The following is a 14,905-nucleotide window of genomic DNA, read 5'->3' on the forward strand; positions in this document are numbered from 1 at the left end:
GTAGATTAATATTCTTTCGCTATAGTTAGGTCGAAGGTATGATAAAAACTTTTCCAAATAAGAGAGGGGAAAAAATCATGAAGAAAATGGCGCTATTTTTGCTTTCTATTGCGATCACCGTTGTATTTACAGGATGTTCGTTTACTGCAAATTCAGAGAAGGACGATACGCTGACGATCGCCTGGCTTCCAAATGAATCTGGCGCTGATTTAGGCGAGGCCCGTGACGAAATTGGGAAACTGATAAAAGAGAAAACAGGCAAAAAAGTAGAGCATCAAACAACGACTGATTATATTGTGGCGATTGAAGCGATTGCGAACGGCAACGCAGATATGGCGTTCCTAGGTGCGCAAGGATACATAGAAGCACATAACAAGAATGAAAAGGTTCTTCCGCTGGTTGTTCCAAGCGGCGAGTCCGGCACTTTGGAGGACGCCGTGTATTACAGCTGGCTGGCTGTTCAGAATGAAAAGGCGGATGATTACAAAAGTGGCGGGGAGTTTGCCATAGACAATATTCAAGGAAAGAGATTCTCCTTTGTATCTAATAGTTCAACATCAGGATTCAAGGTTCCTTCTACAGGCATTACTGATTATTTCAGCGCAAAAGAAGAGTTTAAGAGTTTGACTGCAGAGGATTTGCTTGAAGGCGGAGAGGACAAATTCTTCAGTGAAGTATTATTTGGCGGCTCTCATCAGGGTTCTGCCGTTAATCTATTAAGCGGGAAAGCGGATGTAGCGGCATTCTGTGATACATGTGTGAACAATTATGTGGAGCTTAAAGAAGGCGAAGTGAACAAGCAAGGTGCAGTTTACAAAGTGAAAGATGATGCTGCTGAACCATTGAACACGGTTGCAGGAAAAGAATTCAGCTTGATCTCAGTCACTCCTGTATTAAATGCACCATTTGTGATTAATTCCGGTACATTGAGCGAAGAAGACCAAAAACAGCTGCTTGAAATCATGACATCGGATGAAGTGGCAAATAATGAAAAAATCTTTGTTCCGGAGGACTCCGAATTTTCAGGTTTATTCAGCAAAAAGTCCGGCAATGAGCGTTTGGTGGAAGTAGAAGATAAGTGGTTCAACCCAATCCGTGAGTTAGCAAAATAAGGGGAATCACATATCAGCAGGGCCAGCCATTTTTGGAAGATTTACTGCCCGATTAAGCAGCATAAAACATTTGGATAGGAGGGGTTAACTCATGACAGCATTATTGGAAGTTAATCACCTTACAAAGCAATTTGGCAAAGGTTCGAAAGCATTAACAGATGTAAGCTTTTCAGTTCAGGAAGGGGAGTTCGTTTCCATTATCGGTCCATCAGGAGCAGGGAAATCAACTCTCCTCCGCTGCATCAACCGAATGATTGACGCTACAGGGGGTGACATCCGCTTCCAGGATCTACATGTAATGGACTTGAAGAAAAAAGAATTAAAGCAGGTCCGAACCAAAATTGGCATGATCTTTCAGCACTATAATTTAGTGAATCGATTATCGGTAATTGAAAACACTCTGCACGGAAAATTGGGAACCAAATCAACACTGGCAGGCGTTTTGGGAATTTACAGCAAAGAGGAAAAGCAGCAGGCAATCCAGATTTTGAATGTGCTTGGCCTGAACGAAATGATTTATAAGCGTGCAGACCAATTAAGCGGGGGGCAAAAACAGAGGGTAGGGATTGCCCGCGCGCTTATCCAAAATCCGCGGATGCTTTTGTGCGACGAGCCCATTGCGTCCCTTGATCCTAATTCGGCAAAAGTGATCATGGACTATTTAAAGAAGGTTTCAACAACGATGGGCATTACCGTTGTTGTCAATCTTCATCAAGTAGATGTAGCCATCAAGTATTCGGACAGAATCATCGGCATTAACAAGGGACAGGCAGTATATAACGGAACGGCTAAAGGAATGACTTCTGAAGACATTCAGCGAATATATGGATCGGAAGCTGAAGATTTAATCTTTGACATAGGAGGCATCCATGCAGGCTGATATCTTTGCTAAGAAAAAACGAAACACACTTGCTTTCCTCTTACTCCTTGGAGCCGTGACGATCCTTGCCATGATTATTACTGAGTACAATGCTTTAAAGGGCTTTGCTTCAATCCCGAAAGCCATTCAATGGGGAATGGCGAACTTTTATCCAACCGCAGAATCCTTAGAAAAGCTGCCAGTTATTCTTGAAAAGCTGCAGGAAACACTCCTGGTTTCGATTGCTGCTACGTCAGCAGCTGCTGTATTCGCCCTTTTATTTTCGATTTTCGGATCAAATACAACAAGGGTAAATGCCTTTTTTGGAGCTATTACCAGAGGAATTGCCACTGTCTTTAGAAATATCGATGTTGCCGCATGGGCGCTGATTTTGCTGTTTTCATTTGGACAAAGCGCGTTAACTGGTTATTTTGCTTTGTTTTTTGGGTCATTTGGATTCTTAACCAGAGCTTTTACAGAAACAATTGATGAAGTGAGCGGGGGTTCTGTGGAGGCGTTAAAAGCGACAGGCGCAGGATACTTTTCCATCATCTTTCAATCGGTGATTCCATCAAGCATACCGCAAATGATCAGCTGGATTTTGTTCATGATCGAAACGAATATCCGCAGTGCCACATTAATAGGATTGCTGACCGGTTCAGGAATAGGCTTTACGTTCAACCTATACTATAAAAGCCTGGCCTATGACACAGCAAGTTTGGTCGTTGTTGTCATCATAGCTGCTATTCTAATGATTGAATATGCATCCAATTATGTAAGGAAGGTGATTTTGTAATGGAGGTGAAGGAACAGCTCCGGAATGTTACAGTCCCAGCCGATCATTCGATTGGCCAAAGAATGCCGGCTAAGCCATTTAATAAAGCAGTTATTGTGACGAGATTAACTCTCTTTACCCTGGCTGTGCTGACAATCTATGCATTTTACAGCTTTGATTATAAGGAACTGGACTTTATGGATGCGCTTCTCGGCACATTCGCCAATTTAAAAACCATATTCCTTGAACCGCACTTGAAGCATTTCTCCTTTGGCCATGCCCTTTATCAAGTGATGGTTACACTCGGCCTAGCTTTTCTGACTACCTTGTTTGGCGCCATCATCGCAGTTCTTTTTGGATTGCTGGCGGCTGAGAATCTTTCTTCGAAAAAAGTTTCAATAGTCATTAAAAGCATGGTCGCCTTTATAAGAGCTGTGCCGACCGTCTTGTGGGTCCTGATCTTTGCGGTTGCAGCCGGCCTTGGAAGTACAGCTGCAGTTATTGGAATGACCTTTCACTCGATCGGCTATTTAATCAAAGCCTATTCTGAGTCCTTTGAAGAATTGGATAGGGGAGTGATTGAAGCGCTGCAGGCGAGCGGAGCCAATTGGTGGCAAATTGTCTTCCAAGCTGTGATTCCATCCTCCATCACCTATATGATTTCCTGGACATTTCTCCGCTTTGAGATTAACTTTGCAGTAGCCGTTGCCATGGGAGCAGCAGCAGGAGCCGGCGGAATTGGATTTGACATGTTCATGGCAAGCAGCTTTTATCTGGATATGAGGGAAATCGGGGCAATTACTTATTTTATCCTGGCCGTTGCGATCATCCTTGAAGTCTTTGCTGCCAGGATTAAGAGAAAGCTGAAAACAGCATAGTGAATAAGCCATTGTTTGACCAGGCCCTGATGTGCCTGGTCTTTTATATGTTGCTTTACATTATGACTCTCGCTGGTTAAAAATTTATGTTCTGTGAATCTTTGAAAAAGAATAGATGAATCCGGTGAAAATTAAAAATATGAAATTTTCAGAATTTACTATTGAAATTACAAGATTATCAATCTATAATGAATTTAATTATTTTCATCAGTGGAGAAAATAATAGGCAAAATAAACTTAATGATGAAAAATACATATAATATTTTGCATAATTACTAACATGATGAAAATAATTGTCGTTTTTAAAATCTTTCATATTTAACATCTGAGAAAAGCAAAAAAGACAAAATTGGTTGAGGGGGAAAGAAATTTGAGAAGGGTAAACGTGTGGAAAATGCTGTTTGTTGCTTTAGTATCTGCGATCTTACTGGCTGGCTGTTCCAGCGAAGAAAGCGGCGGAACTTCTGAAAAGGAGAATTCAGGGAAATCAGCCAGCGGCAAGGATCAGGAATTAGTTATTGCAGTAAACGAAAACTTCATATCCATGGACCCGCATAATACGGGCGATACGAATTCAAATTCCGTCCAGACTGCCATGTTAGAGGGATTGCTGGGATCGGATGAAGAAGGGCAAATCATTCCGCAGCTGGCTGAGGAATACAGTGTGAGTGATGATGCACTGGAATATTCATTTAAGCTTCGTCAGGGTGTTACCTTCCATGATGGAGAGTCTTTCAATGCAGAGGCGGTTAAAACCAGCTTTGAAAGGATTATGAATGATGAAAGCCTCCGATTGAATAGCAGGGGATTTAATCTTATTACCAGCATTGATGTGATTGATGATTATCAAGTAAAAGTCACATTAAAAGAACCATATGCAGGTATGCTGACAAGATTTGTTTCCGCTAAAATCTTAAGTCCGAAGTTAATCAATGATTCTTCCGGTGATATTGGCAAAACACCAGTTGGCACCGGTCCATTCAAGTTTGTGGAATGGGTTCAGGGGGACCATTTAACAGTTGAAAGATTTGATGATTATTGGAATAAGGCTGATCGTGTGAAAAAGATTACGTACAAGCCTGTTCCGGAAAATGGCTCTCGTGTAGCTATGCTTAAAACAGGCGAAGCACATGTGATCTATCCGGCGCCAGTACAAAACTTAAAGGAATTGGAGAGCAATTCAGACGTTGAAATTCATAAAATTCCTTCCACGATTGCCCGATATGTATCCATCAATACGATGAAAGAACCGTATGATGACGTCCGCATTCGCCAGGCAATTAACTATGCTGTGAATAAAGAGGCTTTTATAAGTGTTGTAAATTCCGGCTACGGTTTGCCGCTGGACTCGATTATTCCAAGCAAAACCCAGTTCTACTCCAAACAGGAAACCTATGATCACAACATTGAGAAAGCAAAAGAATTAATGAAAGAGGCTGGATTTGAAGATGGCTTCAATGCTGAAATTTGGGGGAACACCAATTCAGACACATTGAAGGGAATGCAGTTTATTCAGCAGCAGTTAAAAGAAATTGGCATTACGGTTGAGATTAAATCAATGGAAGAAGGCACGCTGTCAGATGAGATTTATGGAGCTCAGACACCGGAAGAGGCAAAGGTGCAAATGTGGTATGTCAGCTGGTCTGCGTATCCTTCCGACACTACCAATGCAACGAAGCCATTGTTCAGCAGCAGCTCATTCCCGCCGGATGGAGCGAATACTGCATACTACAAAAATGATGATGTAGATAAGTGGATTACAGAGGTAAATCAAACAGCAGATCCTGACAAGCAGGCAGAAATCTACAGCAATATTCAATCAACTATCTACAAAGATGCACCTTGGATTTTCCTTGGGGTAGATGAGATCTTAGCAGGTTCAAGATCTAATGTCGAGGGTGTCTTCATTTCTCCAACAGGCGGAATTAACGTGACAGACGCGAATCTTAAGTAAAATCCAGGCAATCAGAAGAGGCAAAGGTTTACTAGACCACATGCCTCTTCCTTTCTAAGAAAGGGGTTTTCATTTTGCTTCAATATATTTTAAAGAGAATCCTGGAAATGATCCCAATCCTATTTATTGTTTCCATATTAATCTTTTTTTTCACTCATTTAATTCCTGGAGATCCTGCCAGATTAGTTGCCGGAAAGGATGCAACTCTTGAAGAGGTCAATATAATCAGGGCGGAGCTGGGACTCGATAAACCGATTTGGGATCAATACATTACATACATGAGCAATTTATTTCAGGGAGATTTGGGGACTTCCTTAAAGACAGGTCTTCCGGTTTCAGAGATGTTTGCAGACCGCTTTATGCCCTCCATCTATTTAACGTTTATGAGTATGGGCTGGGCATTGGTGCTTGGCTTGTTAATTGGCACACTGTCAGCGGTATTCAAAAATAAATGGCCGGATTATCTTGGGATGGTCACTGCCGTTTCAGGAATTTCCATGCCGGGATTTTGGCTTGGCTTGATTCTTATCCAGATTTTTTCTGTCAAGCTGGGGTGGTTTCCGACAGGGGGGGCTGAGAGCTGGAAAAGCTATATATTGCCTTCCCTCACTTTAGGGGCAGGCATCATGTCCATGCTTGCCAGGTTTACCAGGTCATCTTTGCTTGAGACGTTAAGAGCAGATTTTATCCGGACCGGAAGAGCAAAAGGCCTCAAGGAATCTGTAGTCATTCCAAAGCATGCATTGAGAAACTCTTTAATTCCCGTCGTAACCATTGCCGGGCTGCAGTTTGGCTTCCTGCTGGGCGGATCGGTTGTCGTGGAGACTGTATTTAGCTTTCCGGGAATGGGGAGATTGCTGATTGATTCCATTGCCTTCAGAGACTATCCAGTCATTCAGGCCGAGCTATTGCTTTTTTCCATTGAATTTATTCTTGTTAATTTAATCGTAGACATCATGTACAGTATGCTGAATCCGAAAATACGCTACGTTTCCTAGAGGAGGGGAATCATGGAAATCATAAAAGAAGTAAATGCCTATACCCCAGTGATTCCAAAGAAAAAATACTCACCTGTTAAAGAATTCTTTAAGAACTGGAAAAAGCAAAAAACGGCATTTTGGGCAAGCATGTTTATTCTGCTGCTAATCATCATTGCCATCATTGGACCGTATATTGCACCCTTTGATCCGTACGAGCCGGATTACAACACGACGCTCCAGGGTCCAAGCAAGGAACACTGGGCAGGGACGGATGAATACGGACGCGATATTTTCAGCCGTTTGCTCGTCGGTGCGAGAATTTCACTTGGTGTCAGTTTTCTGGCTGTTTTTTTGGGAGCGGCTGGAGGAATTATTCTTGGATTAATGAGCGGTTATTTTGGCGGCTGGCTGGATCGTCTAATCATGCGGGGCAGTGATGTTATGTTTGCGTTTCCGGATCTGCTGCTGGCAATCGCCATTGTGGCCATTTTAGGACCGGGATTAACAAATGTGGTGATTGCCGTGTCCATTTTCAGCATCCCGTCTTTTGCAAGACTTGTGAGAGGCTCGACATTAGAGGGGAAAGAGACCGTCTTTGTGGAAGCGGCGAAATCAATGGGGGCCTCGCACCGGAGGATTATGTTCAAGCATATTTTTCCTGAAACTCTGGGAAGTTTGATTGTCTTTATTACGATGAGAATTGGAACGGCTATTTTAGCGGCCTCCAGTTTGAGTTTCCTGGGTCTTGGAGCCAGTCCTGAAACACCGGATTGGGGTGCTATGCTCAGCCTTGGCCGTGATTATTTAGGAACAGCTTCCCATGTTGTCATGATGCCGGGATTAGCGATCTTTTTGACAGTGCTTGCTTTCAATCTTGTCGGAGATGGGCTCCGTGATGTCCTGGACCCTAAAACGAAGAATGAGTAAGGGAGATTGAAAAAATGGAGAAGCTATTGCAGATAAACCAGCTGGAGACACAATTTACAAAGGATAAGCAAAAGCTGAAAATTTTACGGGGTGTCAGTTTTCATATCAATAAAGGAGAGGTGCTTGGGCTCGTAGGAGAATCCGGCTGCGGCAAAAGTTTAACCTCCCTGTCGATCATGAAATTATTTAAAGGCACAAGCGGAGAAATATCGGGCGGAAGCATTTCCTTCAAAGGCGAGGATCTTACTCATAAATCAGAGAGGGAAATGAGAAAGATCCGCGGAAAACAAATGGCCATGATTTTTCAGGAGCCGATGACTTCATTAAATCCCGTAATGAAAATAGGAGAACAGCTGCTGGAGCCCATCCGGCTGCATCTTAATTTAAACGAAAAACAGGCTAAGGAGCATGTGATTTTTATTTTAAAGAAAGTTGGGATTCCCCGGGCAGAGGAAATCGTTTATGAATTTCCCCATCAGCTGTCTGGAGGGATGCGGCAAAGGATTATGATTGCCATGGCCATGGCCTGCAATCCACAGCTTCTAATAGCAGATGAACCGACGACTGCACTGGATGTAACGATTCAGGCGCAGATACTGGAATTGATGAAACAGCTGCAGCGAGAGGAAGGCATGTCCGTTCTATTAATAACCCATGATTTGGGTGTAGTGGCGGAAATGTGTGACCGGGTAGCAGTCATGTATGCAGGCCGAGTAGTAGAGGAAGCGAATGTATTCGATTTATTTGAAAGCCCTATGCATCCTTATACGAAAGGACTGATAGGATCTGTTCCAAAAATCGGGCAGAGAAAGGATAAACTGACATCCATTAAAGGGAATGTTCCCGACCCCAGCAATATGCCAAAGGGCTGCAAATTTGCTCCTAGATGCAATGATGCCATGGCTATTTGTTTAGAGGAAGAGCCGGGTGCCACCGATTTGGGAGATGGGAGAATGTGCAGCTGCTGGATGATTGAAGAAGGGAGGAAGAATGTATATGCCTGAGACACTGCTGAAAATAAACGGGCTGAAAAAGTCATTCACGCTTCCGGGTGGCATGTTTGCCAAAAAAAGATCATTAAAGGCAGTTCATGATGTGTCGTTCGGCATTGAGCAGGGAACTACATACAGTCTGGTTGGAGAAAGCGGGTGCGGCAAGTCTACAACAGGACGGCTGATCTCAAGGCTGCTGACTCCCAGCCACGGTGAAATCTGGATTGATGGCGAAGAAATTTCACAAAAGAAAGAATCGCAGCTGAAATTGGTAAGAAAAAAGGTGCAGATGATCTTTCAGGACCCGTATGCATCTCTTAATCCAAGAATGAAAGTAAGAGAGATTATTGCCGAACCGCTTGTGATTCATACGAAACTATCAAAAGCCGAACGGAATCATCTAGTTTCAGAAATGCTCGAAGTCGTTGGACTGACAGAACATCATGCAGACCGGTATGCTCATGAATTCAGCGGCGGCCAGCGCCAGCGGATCGGCATTGCCAGGGCGCTGATTATGAAGCCTAAGCTCATTATAGCTGATGAACCCGTATCCGCTCTTGATGTTTCCATCCAGTCTCAAATCCTGAACTTATTAAAAGATTTGCAGACTGAATTTAATCTTACCTACCTATTTATTTCACATGATTTAAGTGTAGTCGAACACATCAGCGACAGCATTGGAGTTATGTATCTTGGCACAATCGTTGAATCAGGCCCAAAGGATGTCATCTTCTCAAATCCGCAGCATCCTTATACAAAAGCACTGTTATCTTCTGTGCCAGTCCCGGATCCAAGGCTGAGAAGGGAGCGGATTGTCCTGCAGGGAGACTTGCCGAGTCCGGTTAACCCGCCTTCCGGGTGCCGCTTTCATACAAGGTGTCCTGCCTGTATGGATATTTGCAGAACTGTGGAACCAGAGGTGAAAAAAGGGCTGGCTGATGATCATTTTGTTGCATGTCATTTAATGGATTAGCCAAACGTGCCGTTTCAATGAGATATTTCTTAAGGTTTTTTCGCTCTGCAGGAATTTATCGGTCACTTGGCGGTATTTCAGCATTCCTGCAAATTCACTATAAAAATACTGGAAATAGGAGAGGATTTTCATGAAGGTTGGACTTAGCACGTACAGTTTAGTAAGAGAATTAAGAGATGGCAATATGACGGTTCTGGATGTGATCGACTGGATTGCCGAAAATGGCGGGGAGCATATGGAAATTGTCCCTTATGGTTTTTCGGTTGTGGATAATGCGGAGCTGGCACATCAAATTAAGACAAGAGCAGAATCAGCTGGGATTGAACTTTCTGCCTATTCCCTGCCGGCCAATTTTGTTCAGCCAACACAGGAAGCATTCGAACAAGAAGTGGAGAGGCTGAAAGAGCATGTTGATATCGTTAATCTCATGGGTATTAAGATTATGCGCCATGATGTAACAGCATTTCAGCTTAAGCCAGAAGAAATGACAATTCATTACTTTGAAGAGCATTTTGATAAGTTAGTAGAAGGAAGCCGTCAAATCGCAGACTATGCAGCACAATACGGCATTACGACTACCATTGAAAACCACGGATTCAATGTCCAATCGAGCGACCGTGTACAGCGTGTTATTCATGCGGTTAACCGTCCTAACTTCAAAACAACTCTTGATGTCGGCAACTTCCTTTGCATTGATGAGGAACCGCTTGTTGGGGTGAAAAAGAATCTAAAATACGCAGCAACGGTCCATTTAAAAGATTTCTATATTCGCCCATATTTTGAGAATCCGGGTGATGGGGTCTGGTTCAGAACTGTAAATGAAAACTATTTGCGCGGAGCCATCGTTGGCCACGGAGATCTAAATATACGCGAGATTATTAGATTAATTAAGGGTTCCGGTTATGATGGGTACTTGACAGTAGAATTTGAAGGCATGGAAGATTGCAGGACTGGTTCGAAGATTGGCATGGATAATGTAAGAAGATTATGGAATGAAGTGCAGGCAGTGAATGATTCTAAGCCAGTGTTGAAAGGGTGAAGAAAATGGAGCCTTTAAGAGTCTGTATCATAGGAACCGGATCGATATCTGATATGCACTTCAAGTCTTTTGCCAATAATCCTGACGCCATTCTGTATGGAGTTTTTGATTATTCTGAGGAAAGAGCGGAAGCGAAGGCGCTGCAATATGGGATCAGCCATGTATATAGGAATATAGAAGAAGTGTACAGTGACCCAAATGTCGATGCAGTAAGCATTTGCACCTGGAATAATAGCCATGCGGAGTTATCAGCTGGCGCACTCAATGCTGGAAAACATGTCCTGGTAGAAAAGCCTTTGGCCATGAATGTTGAAGAAGCCCTGAAAGTGGAAGCAGCTGCGAGGAATAGTGAGAAAAACCTGCAGGTAGGGTTTGTCCGAAGATTTGCTACAAATACGAAAGTGCTGAAATCATTTATAGATAATGGAACATTAGGCGACATTTATTATGCAAAAGCCTCGTGTCTGCGCCGCCTGGGGAATCCCGGAGGCTGGTTTGCAGACAAGGATCGATCAGGGGGAGGCCCTTTAATTGACCTTGGTGTCCATGTCATCGATGTGTGCTGGTACCTAATGGGCCGTCCAAAAGTGAAGTCTATTTCCGGTAACGTATACAGCAAGCTGGGGAACAGAGGAAATGTCGAGAATTTAAGTTTTTATAAAGCGGCAGATTATCATAAAGACCGGAATACAGTAGAAGATTTAGCGAACGCCCTGATTACCTTTGAGAACGGAGCATCTTTATTTGTGGATGTATCTTATACACTTCATGCGAAACAAGATGAAATTGGAGTCAAATTATATGGCACAAAAGGCGGGGCAGAACTGGAGCCTGAATTGGCCATTATAAGTGAAGAAAATAACACCATTTTGAATATTCACCCGCAAATGGACCATTTAACATTTGATTTTGCCAATGCCTTTCAGAATCAGATTGATTCCTTTGTTTCGAGCTGTATAGCAGGTACAAATCCATTGTCCCCTGTAGAAGATGGGGTGGAAATGATGAAGATCCTTGCTGGCATTTATGAAGCGGCTGATAAGAAATGTGAGGTGACATTTGCCTAAAATGAAGACTGTAAAACTCTCAAATAAAATCGGAGTTATGGTAGATAGCCTGCGTCTGCCCTTGTATGAAGGACTTAAAGTCTGCAAGGATATGGGGGCTGATGGTGTACAAATATATGCGGTTGAAGGAGAAATGGCTCCTGAAAATATGGATCAAACTTCCCGTAAAAAACTTAAGAGCTATTTAGATTCCATTGGCCTTGAAATATCTGCCCTTTGCGGTGACCTCGGGGGACATGGGTTTCAGGATGCTGAGCAAAATCTAATTAAAATCGAAAAATCCAAACGCATTTTGGATCTCGCTGCAGAATTGGGTACAAATATTGTGACGACGCATATTGGCATTATACCAGAGGAGCAGGATAGCCCCATTTACGCAGCCATGCAGGCAGCATGTGAAGAGCTGGCTGTTTACGCAAGAAGCATGGATGCCTATTTTGCCATTGAGACAGGTCCTGAACCATCTGTCAGGCTCAAAAACTTTCTGGATACCCTGAGCACGAATGGGGTATCAGTTAATTTTGATCCGGCGAATATGGTGATGGTAACCGGTGATGACCCGGCAGAGGGGGTAAGACTCCTTAAGGATTATATTGTCCATACCCATGTGAAGGATGGCAGGAGGCTAAAGCCTGCTGATCCCCGTGATGTATACGGGTTCCTCGGATATGGAGGAGGCACAGACCATGCAAAAATTGCAGAAATGGTTGCCTCTGGTGAGTATTTTAGGGAGCTGCCTCTCGGAAAGGGAGAGGTTGATTTCCAGGCTTACTTTGATGCTTTGAACGAAATCAATTATCAGGGGTACTTAACCATTGAAAGAGAAGTGGGCCAAAATCCAATCCGTGATATTGCGGAAGCAGTAGAATTCATCAAAAACTTTAGGTAAATGGATTCATGCTTTGAACAAAGTGTATAATGGGAGAGGGATTTCCAATGTAAGCTTCCAAAAGGGATAGAGTTTTTTCTTTTGGAAGCTTAAACGAACTGGCGCAGAAAAGTGCTCAAGTTTTTAAAGGATGATGTTGGTTTTCCCAATGAAGGCGAGAGTCAACACGATTCTTTAAATGCACCTTCAGAGTGGTAAGTCTAAATCTGCAGGCATAAAGAAGGTAGGATAATGGAGAAACATGATCAGCTCTTAATGAAAAGACAAAATAAAAATCTTGTTCTTGATATTTTAAAGACTAAGTCTCCTATATCAAGGATTGATATCGCGAAAATGACAGGGATGAGCCCTACTTCCATAACACGTATTGTCAATGAGCTTCAGCTGCAGGGATACGTAAGGGAGACAAAAGCAGTTGCATCCGGAGTCGGGAGAAAAGCGACTTTGCTGGAAGTTTGCGGTGATGTGCTTTATACAATTGGCATTGAAATAGATAAATCACTGCTGAAGGTTGGAATTGTTAATTATGTTGGTGAAATGGTTTCAATACATAAAAATATTAGAAATGAATCAGAGAGTTACATCGAAACACTTCATAAAATAAACGCGATCATTCGAAAAATCATGCAAGAAAACCAGATTCCTGCCAATAAGATAATGGGCCTGGCAGTCGGTTTGCCAGGATATATAGATTATAAAAACGGGATTGTGAAGGTATCTGATCAGTTAAAGTGGAAAGATGCAAGCCTGGCTGAAGATCTGCAAAAGCTTACCTCTTTTAATGTCATTGTTGATAATGAATTAAAAATGAAGATTGTGGCTGAGAGCTTTACAGGCAAAGCAAAGGATTCGCAGAATTCCATATTAGTAGGAATTGGTTCAGGAATTGGTTCTTCTATCATGCTTAATGGAGACATTTACAGAGGGGAAACCAATAATGCAGGGGAAATCGGGCATACGGTGATTGATCCTACGGGCAATGTCTGCAATTGCGGCAAAATAGGCTGTCTGGCAACCTATATTTCTGAAGGTGCGATTCTTGCTGACAGCAGGAAGGTGAAGGATATTTCTTCTATAGAAGATGTGTTCCAATCCTACAGGGACCGGGAGCCCTGGGCACTAAATATTATGGATAGAGCCTCCACTTATATTGCTTTGGCCATCAGCAATCTCCTTTGTCTGTATAATCCTGAAGTCATTATTCTAAGCGGCAATACGATTGAAAAACTTCCTGAAATGAAGGAAGTCATTGAGCAAAAATGCGAGTTATATATATGGGAGCCGCTGAAGCAAACAGTGAGAATTGTATATTCAGAATTAAGTGATTATGGAGTTGTGTTAGGATCGGCCATTCAGGCCCAAAATCTTATGCTGGAGCTTGAGTAGATAAGCCAATATTAAGGAGAGAACTGAAGTGAAATACAATGCATTAGTAGAGGAAGTCAGGGGAGGATTGGTTGAGAATATTCATACCGGGATTATTTGCGGTGTGGATGATCAATTCGAATCCTTTTATCAGGTTGGTGATGAAGAGAATTACACATACTTTCGCTCTGCTTCTAAGCCAATCCAGGCGCTGCCGGTCTTTCTGACTGACATAATTGATAAGTACGGATTAACAGAGCAGGAAGCAGCATTGTTTACAGCTTCCCATCGAGGAGAACCCTACCATATTGAGGCTCTGGAATCGATGTTAGCAAAACTCCCTGTAAAGGAAGAAGAGCTTTATTGCCCTCCTTCTTATCCTTTAAATATACAGCCAAGAGAAGAGATGATCAGACAAGGGATTCAGAAAAGGAAGCTTTATCACAATTGCGCAGGCAAACATATGGGATTTATTACAGTATGCCGTGAATGGGGATTTCCGGTAGAGGGATATTGGAAAGAAGACCATCCCCTGCAAAAGCACATCATGGATATTCTTTCTCATTTATCGGGCATCCCGGTCTCTGCTATTCATATTGGGATTGATGGCTGCGGGGCCCCCGTTTTTGCCATTCCTTTAAAGAGGATGTCTGAAGTATACCTGAAGCTGGCTTGTCCCGATCTGATTCAGGATCCCCAGCTGCAGCAGGCAGTTATTAAGATGACGGGCATTATGAATAACCAGTTCAATATGGTTGCATCACAGCATTTTATCTGTTCGATTTTATTGGAAGACAAGAATATTGTTGCTAAAGGCGGAGCCCAGGGTGTGTATTGCTTCGGACTAAAAAAAGAACGGGCTGGATTTGCCCTCAAAGTATTAAATGGATCTGAGGACGTCTGGCCAAATATTGTAGCATCTATTCTTGAACAAATACAATACAGCAATCACGAAACCATTAAAAAGCTGAGAAACCTAAGGCCTTCCGTTATTCGAAATGATGCTGGAATGGAAGTGGGATCTATAAAGGAAATATTCCAGTCTGAGAAATTGCCTTTAAATTAATTAAGTTCAACTAATGAGAACGCACTATT

At 42.7% G+C, this 14,905-nt stretch carries 14 protein-coding genes; all 14 read left to right on the plus strand.

From position 1 onward, the window contains the following. Positions 1-77: 77 nt before the first annotated feature. The 14 genes from phnD (at position 78) to QUF73_01780 (ending at position 14,876) form a co-directional block, all read left to right on the plus strand. Complete coding sequence (gene phnD, locus QUF73_01715) at positions 78-1,112, plus strand: phosphate/phosphite/phosphonate ABC transporter substrate-binding protein (GenBank protein ID MDM5224919.1); 1,035 nt, start codon at positions 78-80, stop codon at positions 1,110-1,112. Between the two features lie 91 nt (positions 1,113-1,203). Further along, positions 1,204-1,992 (plus strand): phosphonate ABC transporter ATP-binding protein, encoded by a 789-nt coding sequence (gene phnC / locus QUF73_01720; protein MDM5224920.1) that lies wholly within the window; start codon positions 1,204-1,206, stop codon positions 1,990-1,992. Continuing rightward, positions 1,982-2,767 carry an ABC transporter permease subunit gene (locus QUF73_01725; GenBank protein ID MDM5224921.1) on the plus strand — a complete coding sequence of 262 codons (786 nt, stop codon included), beginning with the start codon at positions 1,982-1,984 and terminating at the stop codon, positions 2,765-2,767. Before phnC ends, QUF73_01725 begins: the two co-directional genes overlap by 11 nt. Then, complete coding sequence (locus QUF73_01730; GenBank protein ID MDM5224922.1) at positions 2,767-3,624, plus strand: ABC transporter permease subunit; 858 nt, start codon at positions 2,767-2,769, stop codon at positions 3,622-3,624. The genes QUF73_01725 and QUF73_01730 overlap by 1 nt, the downstream gene beginning before the upstream one ends. Positions 3,625-3,994: 370 nt before the next feature. Then, positions 3,995-5,578: a glutathione ABC transporter substrate-binding protein gene (locus QUF73_01735; GenBank protein MDM5224923.1), complete on the plus strand. Its 1,584-nt coding sequence runs from the start codon at positions 3,995-3,997 to the stop codon at positions 5,576-5,578. 74 nt (positions 5,579-5,652) lie between these two features. Then, positions 5,653-6,576, plus strand: a complete 924-nt coding sequence (gsiC, locus tag QUF73_01740; GenBank protein ID MDM5224924.1) for a glutathione ABC transporter permease GsiC — start codon at positions 5,653-5,655, stop codon at positions 6,574-6,576. 12 nt (positions 6,577-6,588) lie between these two features. Continuing rightward, positions 6,589-7,485: an ABC transporter permease subunit gene (locus QUF73_01745; protein ID MDM5224925.1), complete on the plus strand. Its 897-nt coding sequence runs from the start codon at positions 6,589-6,591 to the stop codon at positions 7,483-7,485. Positions 7,486-7,499: 14 nt separating this feature from the next. After that, positions 7,500-8,489 (plus strand): ABC transporter ATP-binding protein, encoded by a 990-nt coding sequence (locus QUF73_01750; GenBank protein ID MDM5224926.1) that lies wholly within the window; start codon positions 7,500-7,502, stop codon positions 8,487-8,489. Continuing rightward, positions 8,482-9,450: a dipeptide ABC transporter ATP-binding protein gene (locus QUF73_01755; protein MDM5224927.1), complete on the plus strand. Its 969-nt coding sequence runs from the start codon at positions 8,482-8,484 to the stop codon at positions 9,448-9,450. Before QUF73_01750 ends, QUF73_01755 begins: the two co-directional genes overlap by 8 nt. Before the next feature lie 130 nt (positions 9,451-9,580). After that, positions 9,581-10,489, plus strand: coding sequence for a sugar phosphate isomerase/epimerase family protein (locus QUF73_01760; protein ID MDM5224928.1), 909 nt, complete (start codon positions 9,581-9,583; stop codon positions 10,487-10,489). Positions 10,490-10,494: 5 nt separating this feature from the next. After that, a complete protein-coding gene (locus tag QUF73_01765) occupies positions 10,495-11,556 on the plus strand; it encodes a Gfo/Idh/MocA family oxidoreductase (GenBank protein ID MDM5224929.1) in 1,062 nt (353 codons plus the stop codon). Position 11,557: 1 nt separating this feature from the next. After that, positions 11,558-12,445 (plus strand): sugar phosphate isomerase/epimerase family protein, encoded by an 888-nt coding sequence (locus QUF73_01770; GenBank protein MDM5224930.1) that lies wholly within the window; start codon positions 11,558-11,560, stop codon positions 12,443-12,445. 231 nt (positions 12,446-12,676) lie between these two features. Continuing rightward, entirely contained in the window at positions 12,677-13,831 is a 1,155-nt protein-coding gene (locus QUF73_01775) for an ROK family transcriptional regulator (protein ID MDM5224931.1), read from the plus strand. 28 nt (positions 13,832-13,859) lie between these two features. After that, entirely contained in the window at positions 13,860-14,876 is a 1,017-nt protein-coding gene (locus QUF73_01780; protein MDM5224932.1) for an asparaginase, read from the plus strand. Positions 14,877-14,905: the final 29 nt, after the last annotated feature.

It is taken from the genome of Cytobacillus sp. NJ13, assembly GCA_030348385.1.
Classification (GTDB): Bacteria; Bacillota; Bacilli; order Bacillales; family Cytobacillaceae; genus Cytobacillus.

Coding starts and splice junctions, on each gene's coding strand:
- QUF73_01745 (MDM5224925.1), top strand. CDS start 6,589: ATGGAAATCATAAAAGAAGTAAATGCCTATACCCCAGTGATTCCAAAG.
- QUF73_01760 (MDM5224928.1), top strand. CDS start 9,581: ATGAAGGTTGGACTTAGCACGTACAGTTTAGTAAGAGAATTAAGAGAT.
- QUF73_01755 (MDM5224927.1), top strand. CDS start 8,482: ATGCCTGAGACACTGCTGAAAATAAACGGGCTGAAAAAGTCATTCACG.
- QUF73_01770 (MDM5224930.1), top strand. CDS start 11,558: ATGAAGACTGTAAAACTCTCAAATAAAATCGGAGTTATGGTAGATAGC.
- QUF73_01750 (MDM5224926.1), top strand. CDS start 7,500: ATGGAGAAGCTATTGCAGATAAACCAGCTGGAGACACAATTTACAAAG.
- QUF73_01775 (MDM5224931.1), top strand. CDS start 12,677: ATGGAGAAACATGATCAGCTCTTAATGAAAAGACAAAATAAAAATCTT.
- QUF73_01765 (MDM5224929.1), top strand. CDS start 10,495: ATGGAGCCTTTAAGAGTCTGTATCATAGGAACCGGATCGATATCTGAT.
- QUF73_01730 (MDM5224922.1), top strand. CDS start 2,767: ATGGAGGTGAAGGAACAGCTCCGGAATGTTACAGTCCCAGCCGATCAT.
- phnD (MDM5224919.1), top strand. CDS start 78: ATGAAGAAAATGGCGCTATTTTTGCTTTCTATTGCGATCACCGTTGTA.
- phnC (MDM5224920.1), top strand. CDS start 1,204: ATGACAGCATTATTGGAAGTTAATCACCTTACAAAGCAATTTGGCAAA.
- QUF73_01725 (MDM5224921.1), top strand. CDS start 1,982: ATGCAGGCTGATATCTTTGCTAAGAAAAAACGAAACACACTTGCTTTC.